Here is a 13,991-nt window from a genome sequence, read left to right as displayed (position 1 = left end):
GGGGGCGAGTTCGCTCGCGAAGGGGCCATGAGCGGCACCCGTTTATTCGCGAGCAAGTTCGCTCCCACAGGGTAGTTCCGGGTTAACCGGAACATGTTTCGCCCCTCCATTTTTCGTGGGGGGTTTGGGGGGGCTTCGGCCCTTGATGTTGGACAAATGGAGAGGTAAAGGATGGTTTTCTCATCCAACGTGTTCCTGTTCCTGTTCTTGCCGGTGTTTCTCGGCTTGTACTACCTGAGCGGGCAACGCTATCGCAACCTGCTGCTGCTGGTCGCCAGCTACGTGTTCTACGCGTGGTGGCGAGTGGACTTCCTGGCACTGTTCGCAGGTGTGACGCTGTGGAACTACTGGATCGGCCTGCGCGTAGGCGCTGCCGGGGTCAGAACCAAACCGGCACAGCGCTGGCTGCTGCTCGGCGTGGTGGTCGACCTGGGCATCCTTGGCTACTTCAAGTACGCCAACTTCGGCGTGGACAGCATCAACGCGATGATGACGTCGATCGGTCTTGAGCCGTTCATCCTCACCCATGTGTTGCTGCCGATCGGTATCTCGTTCTACATTTTCGAGTCCATCAGCTACATCATCGACGTCTACCGTGGGGACACCCCGGCGACGCGCAACCTCATCGACTTCGCAGCATTCGTGGCGATTTTCCCGCACCTGATCGCCGGACCGGTGCTGCGTTTCCGCGACCTGGTGGACCAGTTCAACAACCGCACGCACACCCTCGACAAGTTCTCCGAAGGCTGCACGCGGTTCATGCAGGGTTTCATCAAGAAGGTCTTTATTGCCGACACGCTGGCGGTGGTCGCCGACCATTGCTTTGCCCTGCAGAACCCGACCACGGGTGACGCCTGGCTCGGCGCGCTGGCGTACACCGCTCAGCTGTACTTCGACTTCTCCGGCTACAGCGACATGGCCATCGGCCTGGGCCTGATGATGGGTTTCCGCTTCATGGAAAACTTCAAACAGCCCTACATCAGTCAGTCGATCACCGAGTTCTGGCGTCGCTGGCACATCAGCCTGTCCACCTGGCTGCGTGACTATCTGTACATCACGCTGGGCGGCAACCGTGGCGGCAAAGTCGCGACCTACCGCAACCTGTTCCTGACCATGCTGCTGGGTGGTCTGTGGCACGGCGCCAACATCACTTACATCGTCTGGGGTGCCTGGCACGGTGTGTGGCTGGCGATTGAAAAAGCCATCGGCCTTAACACTGCGCCCCGCACGTTCAACGTTGTTCGCTGGGCCTTTACCTTCCTGCTGGTGGTCATGGGCTGGGTCATCTTCCGCTCGGAAAACCTGCACGTTGCCGCCCGCATGTACGGCGCCATGTTCAGCTTCAGCGATCTCGGTCTGTCGGAGCTCAACCGCGCCAGCCTCACCGGCCTGCAAGTAGCAACGCTGGTCGTGGCATACATCACCCTCGCCTTCTTTGGCCTGCGTGATTTCTACCGCAACCGTGCGCCGGCCAAGCCGACCGACAAAGCCGTGCAGGCCGATGGCCCTGCCGCTGCCGAGCCTGGCCTGATCAAAGCCGTGCCGGGCGACAAGCCGGGCAGCATTCATCAACCGGGTTACATCGTCGGCACCGAAGCGCAGGTTCAGCCTGCCTACTGGACCGCCGACTGGTCGCGCTATGCCATGCGCGCCCTGATCCTGCTGATGTTCGTTGCATCGATCCTGAAACTCTCGGCGGCCAGTTTCTCGCCGTTCCTTTACTTCCAGTTCTGAGGAGCCTGACATGACCCGTTCATTACGTTTCCTCTACATCTTCCTGTTCCTGGCGATTCTGCTGGTGCTGGGTCTTTGGTCGCTACGCAGCTTCGTCGGCTTCTCGACGTCGAAGGAGACCACCGTGCTGAATGGTCACTGGACCAAGGCGGTGGAAACCCACTACGACGAAGCATTTCCGATCAAGCGTCTGGGCACCAACCTTTGGGCGGCGCTGGACTACAAGCTGTTCAACGAAGGTCGTCCGGGCGTGATCCTGGGCAAAGACCAGTGGCTGTACACCGACGAAGAGTTCGACGCCGTTGCCAACAGCGAGCAGAACGAAGCAGACAACCTGGCAATCATTCAGGGCGTGCGTGACACCCTGAAAAAGCAAGGCACGCAACTGGTGCTGGCGATCATTCCGGCCAAGACCCGTCTATACCCGGAGCACGTCGGTGACAACAAACCGGCCACGCTGCACACCGATCTGTATCAGCAGTTCCACGCTCAAGTGAATCAGGCCGGCATCCTTGCCCCGGATCTGCTGACGCCGCTGCAAAGCGCCAAGGAGAAGGGCCAGGTGTTCCTGCGCACCGACACCCACTGGACGCCGATGGGCGCGGAAATCGTCGCCCAGCAGTTGGGTGACGTGATCAGCAAGCAAGTGCCGCTGAACGTTGAACCGCAGAACTTCGTCACCGAAGCCAAGACGACCGAACCCTACAAGGGCGATTTGACCAACTTCCTGCCGCTGGATCCGCTGTTCACCAACCTGCTGCCCAAGCCGGATGACCTGCAGCAGCGCAGCACCAACCCGGCTCAGGCTGGCGCCGAAAGCGATGATGCCCTGTTCGCGGACAATTCCGTTGCAGTGGGTCTGGTCGGCACTAGCTACAGCGCCAACCCCAACTGGAACTTTGCCGGCGCGCTTAAACAGGCCCTGCACGCAGACGTCGTGAATTACGCCGAAGACGGCCATGGCCCGATCCTGCCGATGCTCAAGTATCTGCAGACCGACGCCTTCAAGAGCAGCCCACCGCAGGTGCTGATCTGGGAATTTCCGGAACGCTACCTGCCCGCTCACAACGACCTGACCGAGTTCGACCCACAGTGGATCGCTGAACTCAAAAAGGCACGTGACCCCCAACAGAATCTGGCGGACAACGCCAACAACTCCAAGTCGCCCACCCGGGCCCAAAACTGAGAGGACTCTTTGACTATGACTTCGCAGAACCCGATGCCAGTTCGTTCGAGCAAAACCAACCTGCTGAAAACCTGCGTGCTGGCCGCGAGCCTGGGCTTCGTCTCCCTTTCCGCCTTCGCCGGTGGCGATGCCGCCCTGTATGGCCCGACCGCTCCGAAAGGCTCGACCTTCGTGCGTGTTTACAACGCCAGCAGCAGCGAAATCTCGGCCAGCGTCGGCAACACCAGCCTCAACGAAATCGGCCCATTGGCCAGCAGTGACTTCGGCTTCATGCCACAGGGCGACTACACCGCCAAAGTCGGCAGCCAGTCCCTGCCGGTGAAACTGGCCAGCGATCACTACTACACCATCGTCAACAACACCTCGGGCGCACCTCAGCTGGTTGAAGAGCCTCCGTTCAAGAACAAGCAGAAGTCCCTGGTTCGCGTACAGAACCTGAGCGACAAGGCGCTGACCCTGAAAACCGCTGATGGCAAGACCGACGTGGTCAAGGCTGTGTCTGCCAAGGGCACCGGCGAGCGTGAAATCAACCCGGTCAAAGTCAGCTTCGCGCTGTTTGACGGCGACAAGAAAGTGGCTGACCTGAAGCCGGTTGCACTGGAGCGCGGTGAAGCCGCCGTTCTGTACGTGACCGGTAGCGGCAGCAGCTTGGCGCCAGTCTGGGTCAAGCGCCCGACCGGCACTCAGTAACAGATTCGAAGCTGGCCGAGAGGCCGCAGGCAGCGCGCGGGATTACTCGCGCGCTGCCACGGATTTACGGGATTAAGCGTTCGGCGTCAGGCACTGCGGAGCAAGCAGACCGCCAAGAGGACGCCGGGCGATGCAAGACAAAAACCAGAAAGACCGAAAAGACCTACAGCCCATTCGAACGATTTTTGCTTAACGGAGAAACAAAATGATTCCAGTGATCTTGTCAGGTGGTAGCGGTTCCCGACTCTGGCCTCTTTCGCGTAAACAGTTTCCTAAACAGTTCCTGGCGCTGACCGGCGAACACACCCTTTTCCAGCAGACCGTCGAGCGCCTGCAATTCGACGGCATGCAGCACCCTGTCGTGGTCTGCAACAAGGACCACCGCTTTATCGTCACCGAGCAGCTCGGTGCGCTGGGTCTGGAAACTCAGGCCGTCATCATGGAACCGTTTGGCCGCAACACTGCGCCAGCCGTTGCCATCACCGCGATGATGCTCGCCAACGAAGGTCGCGACGAGTTGATGCTGGTCCTGCCAGCCGACCACGTGATCGACGATCAGAAAGCCCTGCAACGCGCACTGGCTTTGGCCACCGTCGCTGCAGAGCGCGGCGAAATGGTGCTGTTCGGTATCCCGGCGACCAAGCCTGAAACCGGCTACGGCTACATCAAGTCCACCGCCGATGCCTTGCTGCCGGAAGGCGTCAGCCGCGTTCAGCAGTTCGTCGAAAAGCCTGATGAGCAACGCGCTCAGGAATTCGTCCAGGCCGGCGGTTACTACTGGAACAGCGGCATGTTCCTGTTCCGTGCCAGCCGTTATCTGGAAGAGCTGAAAAAGCACGATCCGGACATCTACGACAACTGCCTGCTGACCCTCGAGCGCAGCAAGCAGGAAGGCGACAGCATCTCCCTGGACGAGGCGAGCTTCGCCTGCTGCCCGGACAACTCCATCGACTACGCCGTCATGGAAAAAACCCAGCGCGCGTGCGTCGTACCACTTGATGCGGGCTGGAGCGATGTCGGCTGCTGGTCATCCCTGTGGGACGTGCACGCCAAAGACGAGAACGGCAACGTTGCCAAGGGCGATGTCGTTATCCAGGACAGCCGCAACTGCATGATTCAGGGCAACGGCAAACTGGTCACCGTGATCGGCCTGGACAATATCGTTGTCGTCGAAACCAAAGACGCCATGATGATCGTTCACAAAGACAAGGTTCAGGGCGTCAAGCAACTGGTCAACACGCTGAACGAGCAAGGCCGCAGCGAAACCCAGAACCACCTCGAAGTCTATCGCCCATGGGGCTCGTACGACTCCGTGGACATGGGCGGTCGTTTCCAGGTCAAGCGCATTTCCGTCAAGCCGGGCGCCAGCCTGTCGCTGCAGATGCATCACCACCGCGCTGAGCACTGGATCGTCGTATCGGGTACCGCTCAGGTCACCTGCGACGACAACGTGTTCCTGCTGACCGAGAACCAGTCGACCTACATCCCGATTGCCTCGGTTCACCGTCTGCGCAACCCGGGCAAAATCCCGTTGGAAATCATCGAAGTTCAATCGGGTAGCTACCTGGGCGAAGACGACATCGAGCGTTTCGAAGACGTCTACGGCCGCTCCACCCCAGGCATCGAAGCCGGCGTGAAGACCCAGACCATCGCCCGTTAATACCGCTTCACCCAGTAGTACTAGCCCCCGTCAATCCTCTGCGTATTCCCCATCCGCAGAGGGTTTTCGGGGGCTTTTTTTATGATCTTTGCTGCACCCGTCGGAGTATTCGCCCCCATCATTATCGCCAATTCATCTTGGTACTGTCATTTGTAACAGTATTCAGAAGGTCGGATGGGTCGTACTTTAAGGACGAGGTCAATTCACACTCAAATGCAATTACAAGGATGATGAATCATGAGTGCTAACAGCAAAGCATACCCAACGCCCGTCTTCGACCGGCCAAATTACACGCTTGTTCGCGGTGAGGATGTGGAGGCCGTTTTCCCGCCTTACCCGACCAAGGCTCAAAATGAAATTACCCACATCAACTTCAAAGCGCTTGGTAAGGGCGATTCTGGTGAGTACGATGTCGGCCCTACGATTCTCCAGCCTTTTAATTCCAACGGGGAGACAAGGGCAAGATTTCCCGCAAGCTCCTTCGATATTATTAAAGGTAAAGAAGTGTTTTTGACCGCAGAGCCGACTAACGCCACTGGCCACGGCACCGTCACGAACGAAAAACCTTATTTGTTCGACAAGTAACTTGTGGTTGCGGAGACTGCGCACGCTGAGGTGCCAGTCTCTATCACCATGTTGACCCTGCCAACACGCATGCTTTCAGACACTCCGTTGTGAGGGTCAAACCGGGTTCGCCATCGAGCCGGCTCCTACGGATCAAGGTTGAAACATACAAACCATCATTAGCTCAAGCCCCTCCCCTTTCGGTACGATGCCCTCATCTGCAATCGCGAGATCGACACGATGATTTTCGGCGCCGTACTCCTGTTCACCTGGCTGGTCCTGCTTCTGCGTTATCTCTCCAGAGCCCTGCCCCGTTTCCCTGCCAGCTGCACACGAACCTGTTTGGGCTGACCGACCACAGTCACGCCCAATGACTGAATGTTGGCCTATTTGTCAGACCTGCCTGCGCAACCATCTTTCAGGAAATCGGGTGGCGTTGACCAACGCGGGAAAAGTGTCTGCATTCATCCGTAACAGCGAGGATCTCACGCTCCCATTCCCCACAAAGGTGGCCTTGCGTTGATGCCGGTTAGCCGCGTCATCTGTTAAACCTTGCATGCTGGTCTCGTAAACAGGAGCACTGCCATGCTTCTCGTAAGGACCTGATCTGACAACTCGCGACAAGGACCTTCTTATTTGTTTGCTCCAGCCTCGGACAGCCTCAGGGGTAGCATCGGCCTCGAGTTTCGGCTGCTCGTAATAATGGGTATCAACGGTGAAATTGACTGCATGAGAAGTTTCATGGATCAACGTCCAGGCAACATTGAGCACATGATCCTGTTCAAGATGGGTGCGTGAAACTCCGAAGCTCTTGACCACATCTTCGAACTCTCCCGCCAGTAAAGTACGTCCCTTAACCATGGATGGACCGTCAAAAAGCTCGATATCAAGGTCCGCGTGCGGCTTACCGAATGCCGTCAACATGTTCCTATAACTGTCGAGGCTTTCTACGACGCCCTCTATCGTTTCAGAGCGAATGGATGCCGGCAGTTCACCAAACGTCGCGTCGAAGGCCTTGACTACATCCCGGCGGGGTGACGCTTCGCGAAGTTGATCACGCGTTCCAGCCACCAGATAACTTGCAGCGTCCAGCGCCTTCCTCATCTTCGCCTGCTGTGGCGGGCTGAAATCCCCCATTCCTGCGGCTACCACCACGACCTGAGGAACATCGTAAGGGGCTGCGCCTTGGGAGTCGCGATAGCGGATCGGTGAGTTACTGCAAAAGCAAAACAGATTCACCCCGCCTTGTTCACCCGTCGGATCCGGATTGATCCAGCGCATCAGCCACGGTGCGTAACACCGCAGGCCATAGTAGTAAAGCCCGGTCGCATCCCGCTCTTTTCCTGAATAACGCACGGTTTTGTAGTGCGCTTCAATTTGGCATCGGCCTGCCCACCAGGCTGTGCCTCCAAAGGGGTAATAACTTTCCTGACTGATCAATCGGCATTGCTGATCCAGCTCCATCAGGCTTGACCCCAAATGATCACTCAGCGTGTAGCGCGTCTGATCGTTGCCTATCGTCTCCGGTTTGCCCTCTACCCAATGCAGAACCCGCACCGCGTTGCGTCCACCGGGAGCGGTGATGACGTGCAGCGTTTCGCCAGTCGCGCTATTGGCGCGGATTTCCAGGCCCGGCAGATAGCGTACGTCGTTCACATGGACGACATTTTTAGCCTGAACCGTCCGAATCTTGCGCACACGCAGGCCGGTTGCGTCATAGACGTAAACCTCACTGTCATCCACTCCCGAAGGCCTGGCTACCAGGGTTACCCTGCGCAACTGGTTACGCGGGTTCCACTCAATGTTTTGCCCGGGCGCCAGCCGCTGCAAATTACCGTTGGCATCGAATGCGGCAGCAATCTCGGCGTCAGTTGGCGGCGTGTCAGTCAGTTGAGCCAGACACCGGTTGCTACCGTTGGCCGCCGCCAGCCATTGCGAATGATCTTGCACGCCAACGTGACTGCGCTTGAGCAAATTGCCGCCCGCATCGTATTCGTAGTTCTGTCGGTAATTCGTCAGTCGGGAGGGGTCGATCGGCGATTGGAACACCGCGAGATCCGGGCCTCGATTGACCGACGCCAGCTCCCGACCGGTGGCCTCGATGAGTTGATACAGCGTGTCGTACGTGAATGTGCTGATGGACTTGGTGAGCTGATTGACGAAATGGCTTTGAGGGAGCGAAGCATCTGCAATGCTGATCACGTTGCCGACCGGATCGTAGGCGTAACGCAGATCCTGCCGTCTTTCCCCATCGGGAAGCGTCGACTGGACGTTCACCAGACGAGCGTCTTGTGTTGAATAAGCCGCAGAGGTGACGACGCCATTTCCGGCGGTTTCTGAAACCGCGCGATTGAAGGCGTCGTATTGAATATCGCCCACCAGCGTTTCCGCTGGCAGGCCGGCCAGCTGCAAGCGGGTTTGCTTGAGCAGCCCGGCGACGGTCTGGGCAAAAAACTGGGTGTTTCCCATGGCATCGCGCTGTTCGGACATTTCGCCTGTGGGAGCGAATCGCCAGGCCATCCGGGCGCCGTCTCCGGGTTCCAGAAGCTGGTCGCAAGCTACGGCGGCGTCCGGCCAACTGGACATGTTCGGATCATTGAGAAAACGCCGCGCCTGCGAGAGCGCATTCCGGTTTATATCGAACGACGTATTGCACAGCGAGCCGGCCGGATCGTAATGCCTGACTATTTGATTGCATTGGTTGGCGTGATGCTCATCAGGCCCTCCATAGCTCAAGCGCTCGACGCAGGTTCGCGCCGTACCGTCCCGTGCGCCCTGTTCTTCAAACAAGGCAGTCGGCCGCAGCTGCTTGTCGTATTCGACCCGCTGAACCACTCCGCGTCCGTCCCAGCCCCCGTCACGCTGCCCGCCTTCCCCCACTGATTGAAGGCGCCACCCCGCATCGACGCTCTCATAAAGCAGCCGCTCCCCGCTGAGCGAGAAGACCACACTCACATTGCTCGTCGCGTCCGATGCCAGATCGGCGGCAGCCCATAGTCGTGGGTCCCAACGCGCCGTTTGCCTTCCTGCGGGGTCATAGGCAAGGCGGTCAACCCGCACGGTCATGGGCGCATCCGTTTGAGCCACGTAGAAGGACACCGTACGAACAGGTAGCCTGCGCGGCTCTATTACCGTGAGTGTCGGAGTATGGGTATGTAGCGAGCAGGAGTGAGCCATGACCTGTGCAATCCGTTGCAGGAAATACCCTAAGACTAGTTTGGCTGCGGATTTCTGACTGACCGCCGGTCCGGCTGGACGGTTGCGCTGAGCGGTTCGGTTGAGCCCAATCCATTAGCCCAACCCCCTCCCCTTTCGGTACGATGCCCTCATCTGCAATCGCGAGATCGACACGATGATTTTCGGCGCCGTACTCCTGTTCACCTGGCTGGTCCTGCTTCTGCGCTATCCCTCCAAAGCGTTGCCTGTTTCCCTGGCTGCCGCAGTCGGGCTGGGCGTCGTGGCGGCGTTTGTGGTCTGGGAAGACAGCCGCGACGAACAGCGCCTTGAGCGCCTGCAATTGCGCGTGGACTATGCGCCGCAACAGTGTCCTACGGGGCGTCCGCTGCTGGTACTGATCGATAACGGCAACACCGTTTCGCTCAGCGAACTGCGCTGGAAAATCGCAGCCTACGCGCCGGGCGATACCGTCAACCTGGCCGAAGACACGTACACCGCGCCGCGTTATCGCGGGCCGGGCGATTTGTTGCCCGGCAGTCAGTGGCAGGATTGCTTGCCGATGCCGCCGCTGCGTCCGGGTTACCGGCCGCAGACCTTGGAGTTTCGTGCCGAACGCCTGCAAGGCACGTTCTCCGGCTGAGCGCCGCCCTTCTCTTTTTCCAAGGACTGAACCATGTCTGTGGTGTTGATCACCGGTTGTTCCAGCGGCATCGGCCGCGCCATGGCGAATACGTTCAAAGCGGCAGGGCATGATGTCTGGACAACCGCACGCAAGCCGGCCGACGTGCAGGCGCTGACCCTGGCAGGTTTTCGTGCCGTGGCCCTGGACGTCAATGACAGCGCTGCGATTGATCGACTGGTTTCCGAGCTGGATCAACACGGCAAAGGGCTCGACGTGCTGATCAACAACGCAGGCTACGGTGGCATTGGCCCGCTGCTGGATGGCGGGGTTGATGCTATGCGCAGGCAATTCGAGACCAACGTGTTTTCCGTGGTCGGCGTGACGCGCGCGCTGTTTCCAATGCTGCGCCGCAACAAGGGGTTGGTGGGGAATATCGGCAGCGTTTCGGGCGTGCTGGTCACCCCATTCGCGGGCGCGTACTGCGCGTCAAAAGCCGCCGTTCATGCCATGACTGAAGCACTGCGCATGGAACTGGCACCCTTCGGGATTCGGGTGATGGAAGTCCAGCCCGGCGCTATCGATACCCACTTCGCACAAAACGCCAGCCACGAGGCCGAGCAGGTGATTCACCAGGATTCGCCGTGGTGGCCGTGGCGTGAAGGCATCCGCGCCCGGGCCAATGCGTCACAGGGCAACCCGACACCCGCTGCCGACTTCGCCCGCGACGTGCTCGACGCCGTGCAACGCAGCCATCCACCGCGTCTATTGCGCTCCGGCAACGGCAGCCGCGCGTTGCCCCTGATGGAACGGCTGCTGCCCAAGGCCGTGCTGGAGTGGATTCTGAGCAAGCGCTTTAAGCTGGATAAAAAATACTGACTGCCACCGCCGGCTTCTGTAGGAGCGTGGCTTGTCCCGCGAACTGGCGCGAAGCGGAAGCAAGACCAAGCGCCCCGGTTATAACTGATGCACCGCAATCACTGTTATTACTGTCGCTGCGCAACAGATCGCGGGACAAGCCACGCTCCTGCATCCTCCGGCGCGACACATCTGGCGTACCGCGCAGCTCAACGTGCTATCGCGTTGAATCTTGCGTTTCGGGATTCACAATCACCGTGCACGTAATCCCCGCCGCCAGCACCACCCCTTCCGGCACCTGATCCAGGTGAATGCGCACGGGCACGCGCTGCGCCAGTCGTACCCAGTTGAAGGTCGGGTTGACGTCGGCGATGAGCTCGCGGCTCTCCGGGTTGTCGCGGTCGTAGATGGCGCGGGCGATGCTTTCGACGTGGCCCTTCATCACCTCGCCGCTCATCAACTGCATGTCCGCCGGATCGCCAATCCTGACGTGGGGCAGCTTGGTCTCTTCGAAGAAGCCGTACACCCAGAACGAGTTCCTGTCGACAACGGCCATCTTCGCTTCGCCGATGCGCGCGTAGTCGCCGCGATGCACGTTGAGGTTGGTGACGTAGCCGTCCACCGCGGCCAGCACCTTGGTGCGTTGCAGGTTCAATTGCGCGGCTTCAAGCTGCGCGACCGCCAGTTGATAATCCGCTTGGGCGGAGGTGGCGACATTGACGGCGTCTTCTCGACTTTCGGCGGAGATCACCAGGGCGTCCATGTCCTTGCGTCGATTGGCGTTGACCTTGCGCATCTCCCAGGTCGCCTTGCGCGACGCCACCATGGCCTCGGCCTGCTTCACTGCCAGCTGATAATGCTCAGGGTCGATCTGCATCAACAGGTCGCCTTTTTTCACTGGCTGGTTGTCCTTCACCGGCACATCGATCACCACGCCGCTGACATCGGCGGCGACGTTGATCACGTCGGCGCGCACCCGGCCGTCGCGGGTCCACGGCGTGTCCATGTAGTGAATCCACAGCAGCCGGCCGATCCAGATGGCCAGGGCCAGAATCAACAAAGTCGCGATCAGACTGAAGAGCTTTTTCATCTCAACCAACGTGCCTCAACGGTAAACAGTGAGCGCCATGGCGCCGAAAATGCAGCTGAACAGGCTCAGACGCAGCAGCGCCGGATGCCAGAAGAAACGGTAGAGGTCGAGCCCGGACATGAAGCGGTCCAGCGCCCAGGAAAGCACCATGGCGACCAGAAACATGACGGTCACCGTCGGCATGTAAACGCCATGGAAGGCGAGTTCACGAGGCATTGAGTTGTCCTTGCGGCGAGGCCACAGACGCCGGCTCTGACGGAGCACCTGCCAGCGGCGATTGCGGGTCCAGCAGGCAGGTGCGGATGAAGTGCAGGTAGCTTTTCACCCGGCGCAACGCCGAGGTGTCGAAGTGCGGAGCAAAGGGCTCGTCGGTGTTCTGCACGCAGATGATGGCGTGATCGACGGCCGACAGGCTGCGCGCCAGATTGTGGGGATCGGGCTGGATGAACAGACGAATCAACGAGCGGCCCATGGCGCGAATCGCCTGCCGCCAGGGCTGCCATTCGGCGTAACTCGGGTGCACCGGCAGAATGGCCTGCTCGCGGCGCAACTCGATGATCGCGTGGCCGATCTCCAGCACCACGAACATCCAGCGCAGCAGGTTGCGTTGCACCTCGGGTTTACCGGCGGCCAGGCCGTAGGCCTGATGCATCAGATCGCGGGTGCGGCTTTCGAAACTGGAACGAATCCCGCGCAGTGGCGCGCTGATGGCGAAACTCACTTGTCGGCGCAGGTTGCCTTCCAGCCGCTGCCACAGCCAGCGACTGTTCGGCGGCAGAATGATCGCTCCCGCCGCCGCACACAACAGCATGCCGAGGACCATGGCGATGTAGTCATTGATGAACACATAGGGGTTGTAGACCGTGAGGTTGTCCGGCGCCGAACCGATGCTGAAGAAAATCAGCAGCCCCAGACCATATCCCACCCACTGCGGCCTCGTGGTCAGGAACGTGCCGAACACGAACACCGGCGCCAGCACCATGCACAACAGCGGAAAACCATCGATGCGCGGCAGCACGAAAAAGGTGATGAAAAACCCCAGCAGCGCACCCAGAAAGGTCCCGCACGCCATCTGAAACGACATGCGCCTCGGGTTCGATGTCGTCGCGGAAAGCGCCACCGTGGCGGCGGACACCAGGGTCATCGACGCGCCGCTCGGCCACGCCGTGGCCACCCAGTACACCGACATGACCGCGAGAATAAAGGTCGCGCGCACGCCGGAGGCCAGCGAAGACAGCCAACTGGTGGTGGACACGAAGGGCTCGACCCATTTCTCCCGCGCATGGCGGTGATCGGCCAAAGACGCATGGGTCTGGGCGTAGTCGTGCATGTCGTCGACGAAGCGGTACAGCAATTCGTAAGCGGTGTGGAAATCCAGCAGGTCGGCGTCGCTGGGCTCGGTCTTGACGAACTCGGCGCGCAGGCTGCGCACGTGCTCGGGCAAGTCGGCCTTGTACACGCTCAACCGATTGGCCAGCAGCGCGGCGTCGGCGTTGGTCAGCGCGCGTCCGGCAAAAGGCTCCAGCAAGCGGGTCAGCGCATTCAGGCCGGGCTCGATGGCCTGAACCGCTGGCTTCACGCCGCGCCCACGCAACCGCTCGAGCAACTGATGCAGGGCGTTGAAGCGAGTGGTGATGGTCATGAACTCGCTGTTCAGGCGATTCAACCGGCCGTTGCGGCGGCGCATGTGCGGGTCTTCAAACACGGTGACCGCGCGCAGGCCTTCGAGCCCCACGGCATCGGCGATGAAGCGCACGTTGCTGGCTTCGAACGACGCCGGATCGCTCTCGCCGCGCAGGCCGGTGATGACGAACTGAGCGAAGGTGCCAAAGCGCTGATACAAGGTGTTGCGCATCGCCGCGCCGGCGCTTTGCGGCAGGATCGCGGCGCTGACCAGTGTCGAGCAGACGATGCCGAGGGAGATTTCCAGCACCCGCCACATGGCGGCCATAAACGAGGTGTCCGGGTGAGCGAGCGCTGGCAGCCCGGTCATCGCGGCGGTGTAGCCGGCCAGCACAAAACCGTAGGCGCGGAAGTTGCGATAGCGCGCCGCCCCGGCGCAGCAGAAGCCGACCCAGATCGCCAGACTGCCGAGAAACAGCTCGCTGTTTTGCGCGAACAGTGCCATCAGCGTGACCATGATCACGGAGCCGGCGAGCGTGCCGAGCAAGCGGTAGAAACTCTTGGCGAACACCTGACCGCTCTGGGGCTGCATCACGATGAACACAGTGATCATGGCCGTGCGCGGCTGCGGCAGCTCCAGGCGCATGGCGATCCAGTACGTGAGGAACGCCGCAGTCAGCACCTTGCTGATGTAGATCCACGTCACGCCATCGCTGCGCGCCCAATCGTTGAGGCCTCGACGCCACTCCAGTGACCTGAGCCAGTTAAAAGCGGCGTTCATCGCCAGGCC

11 protein-coding genes are annotated in these 13,991 nt (G+C 60.0%); 7 read left to right on the top strand and 4 right to left on the bottom strand.

Annotated features, from left to right (window positions below; translation table 11 throughout):
- The first annotated feature begins 171 nt into the window (after nucleotides 1-171).
- The 5 genes from SLW74_RS06500 (at nucleotide 172) to SLW74_RS06480 (ending at nucleotide 5,855) form a co-directional block, all read left to right on the top strand.
- Nucleotides 172-1,734 carry an MBOAT family O-acyltransferase gene (locus tag SLW74_RS06500; RefSeq protein ID WP_065991926.1) on the top strand — a complete coding sequence of 521 codons (1,563 nt, stop codon included), beginning with the start codon at nucleotides 172-174 and terminating at the stop codon, nucleotides 1,732-1,734.
- Between the two features lie 10 nt (nucleotides 1,735-1,744).
- Nucleotides 1,745-2,920 (top strand): alginate O-acetyltransferase, encoded by a 1,176-nt coding sequence (locus tag SLW74_RS06495; protein ID WP_065991925.1) that lies wholly within the window; start codon nucleotides 1,745-1,747, stop codon nucleotides 2,918-2,920.
- A 33-nt stretch (nucleotides 2,921-2,953) separates the two neighbouring features.
- On the top strand, nucleotides 2,954-3,610 hold the full coding sequence (locus tag SLW74_RS06490; RefSeq protein WP_410928589.1) for an alginate O-acetyltransferase AlgF: 657 nt from the start codon (nucleotides 2,954-2,956) through the stop codon (nucleotides 3,608-3,610).
- Between the two features lie 205 nt (nucleotides 3,611-3,815).
- Nucleotides 3,816-5,270, top strand: a complete 1,455-nt coding sequence (locus SLW74_RS06485) for a mannose-1-phosphate guanylyltransferase/mannose-6-phosphate isomerase (RefSeq protein ID WP_065991920.1) — start codon at nucleotides 3,816-3,818, stop codon at nucleotides 5,268-5,270.
- Between the two features lie 237 nt (nucleotides 5,271-5,507).
- Nucleotides 5,508-5,855 (top strand): hypothetical protein, encoded by a 348-nt coding sequence (locus SLW74_RS06480; RefSeq protein ID WP_192132642.1) that lies wholly within the window; start codon nucleotides 5,508-5,510, stop codon nucleotides 5,853-5,855.
- A 372-nt stretch (nucleotides 5,856-6,227) separates the two neighbouring features.
- Here the strand turns inward: SLW74_RS06480 and SLW74_RS06475 are convergent, their stop codons facing one another.
- Nucleotides 6,228-8,900 carry an RHS repeat-associated core domain-containing protein gene (locus SLW74_RS06475; protein WP_410928423.1) on the bottom strand — a complete coding sequence of 891 codons (2,673 nt, stop codon included), beginning with the start codon at nucleotides 8,898-8,900 and terminating at the stop codon, nucleotides 6,228-6,230.
- A gap of 286 nt (nucleotides 8,901-9,186) precedes the next feature.
- Between SLW74_RS06475 and SLW74_RS06470 the strand changes: the two genes are divergently transcribed.
- Together SLW74_RS06470 and SLW74_RS06465 are read left to right on the top strand one after the other, a co-directional pair.
- A complete protein-coding gene (locus SLW74_RS06470) occupies nucleotides 9,187-9,651 on the top strand; it encodes a multidrug transporter (RefSeq protein WP_065991909.1) in 465 nt (154 codons plus the stop codon).
- A 33-nt stretch (nucleotides 9,652-9,684) separates the two neighbouring features.
- The gene (locus SLW74_RS06465; protein WP_410928422.1) at nucleotides 9,685-10,509 is read left to right on the top strand and encodes an SDR family oxidoreductase; all 825 of its coding nucleotides are present in this window, start codon (nucleotides 9,685-9,687) and stop codon (nucleotides 10,507-10,509) included.
- A 196-nt stretch (nucleotides 10,510-10,705) separates the two neighbouring features.
- Here SLW74_RS06465 and SLW74_RS06460 read toward each other — a convergent pair whose 3' ends face one another.
- From SLW74_RS06460 to SLW74_RS06450, 3 genes are read right to left on the bottom strand one after another with little or no spacing between them, the layout of a single operon-like run.
- Nucleotides 10,706-11,578, bottom strand: coding sequence for an efflux RND transporter periplasmic adaptor subunit (locus SLW74_RS06460; RefSeq protein WP_410928421.1), 873 nt, complete (start codon nucleotides 11,576-11,578; stop codon nucleotides 10,706-10,708).
- 15 nt (nucleotides 11,579-11,593) lie between these two features.
- Nucleotides 11,594-11,794, bottom strand: a complete 201-nt coding sequence (locus SLW74_RS06455; protein ID WP_065991906.1) for a DUF1656 domain-containing protein — start codon at nucleotides 11,792-11,794, stop codon at nucleotides 11,594-11,596.
- Complete coding sequence (locus tag SLW74_RS06450) at nucleotides 11,784-13,982, bottom strand: FUSC family protein (RefSeq protein ID WP_410928420.1); 2,199 nt, start codon at nucleotides 13,980-13,982, stop codon at nucleotides 11,784-11,786. Before SLW74_RS06450 ends, SLW74_RS06455 begins: the two co-directional genes overlap by 11 nt.
- Nucleotides 13,983-13,991: the final 9 nt, after the last annotated feature.

This window comes from Pseudomonas sp. W5-36 (assembly GCF_046540455.1).
Classification (GTDB): domain Bacteria; phylum Pseudomonadota; class Gammaproteobacteria; order Pseudomonadales; family Pseudomonadaceae; genus Aquipseudomonas; species Aquipseudomonas graminis_B.
This window is presented reverse-complemented; position numbering and strand designations above follow the sequence as displayed.

Coding starts and splice junctions, on each gene's coding strand:
- SLW74_RS06500 (WP_065991926.1), top strand. CDS start 172: ATGGTTTTCTCATCCAACGTGTTCCTGTTCCTGTTCTTGCCGGTGTTT.
- SLW74_RS06495 (WP_065991925.1), top strand. CDS start 1,745: ATGACCCGTTCATTACGTTTCCTCTACATCTTCCTGTTCCTGGCGATT.
- SLW74_RS06490 (WP_410928589.1), top strand. CDS start 2,954: ATGCCAGTTCGTTCGAGCAAAACCAACCTGCTGAAAACCTGCGTGCTG.
- SLW74_RS06485 (WP_065991920.1), top strand. CDS start 3,816: ATGATTCCAGTGATCTTGTCAGGTGGTAGCGGTTCCCGACTCTGGCCT.
- SLW74_RS06480 (WP_192132642.1), top strand. CDS start 5,508: ATGAGTGCTAACAGCAAAGCATACCCAACGCCCGTCTTCGACCGGCCA.
- SLW74_RS06475 (WP_410928423.1), bottom strand. CDS start 8,900: ATGACCGTGCGGGTTGACCGCCTTGCCTATGACCCCGCAGGAAGGCAA.
- SLW74_RS06470 (WP_065991909.1), top strand. CDS start 9,187: ATGATTTTCGGCGCCGTACTCCTGTTCACCTGGCTGGTCCTGCTTCTG.
- SLW74_RS06465 (WP_410928422.1), top strand. CDS start 9,685: ATGTCTGTGGTGTTGATCACCGGTTGTTCCAGCGGCATCGGCCGCGCC.
- SLW74_RS06460 (WP_410928421.1), bottom strand. CDS start 11,578: ATGAAAAAGCTCTTCAGTCTGATCGCGACTTTGTTGATTCTGGCCCTG.
- SLW74_RS06455 (WP_065991906.1), bottom strand. CDS start 11,794: ATGCCTCGTGAACTCGCCTTCCATGGCGTTTACATGCCGACGGTGACC.
- SLW74_RS06450 (WP_410928420.1), bottom strand. CDS start 13,982: ATGAACGCCGCTTTTAACTGGCTCAGGTCACTGGAGTGGCGTCGAGGC.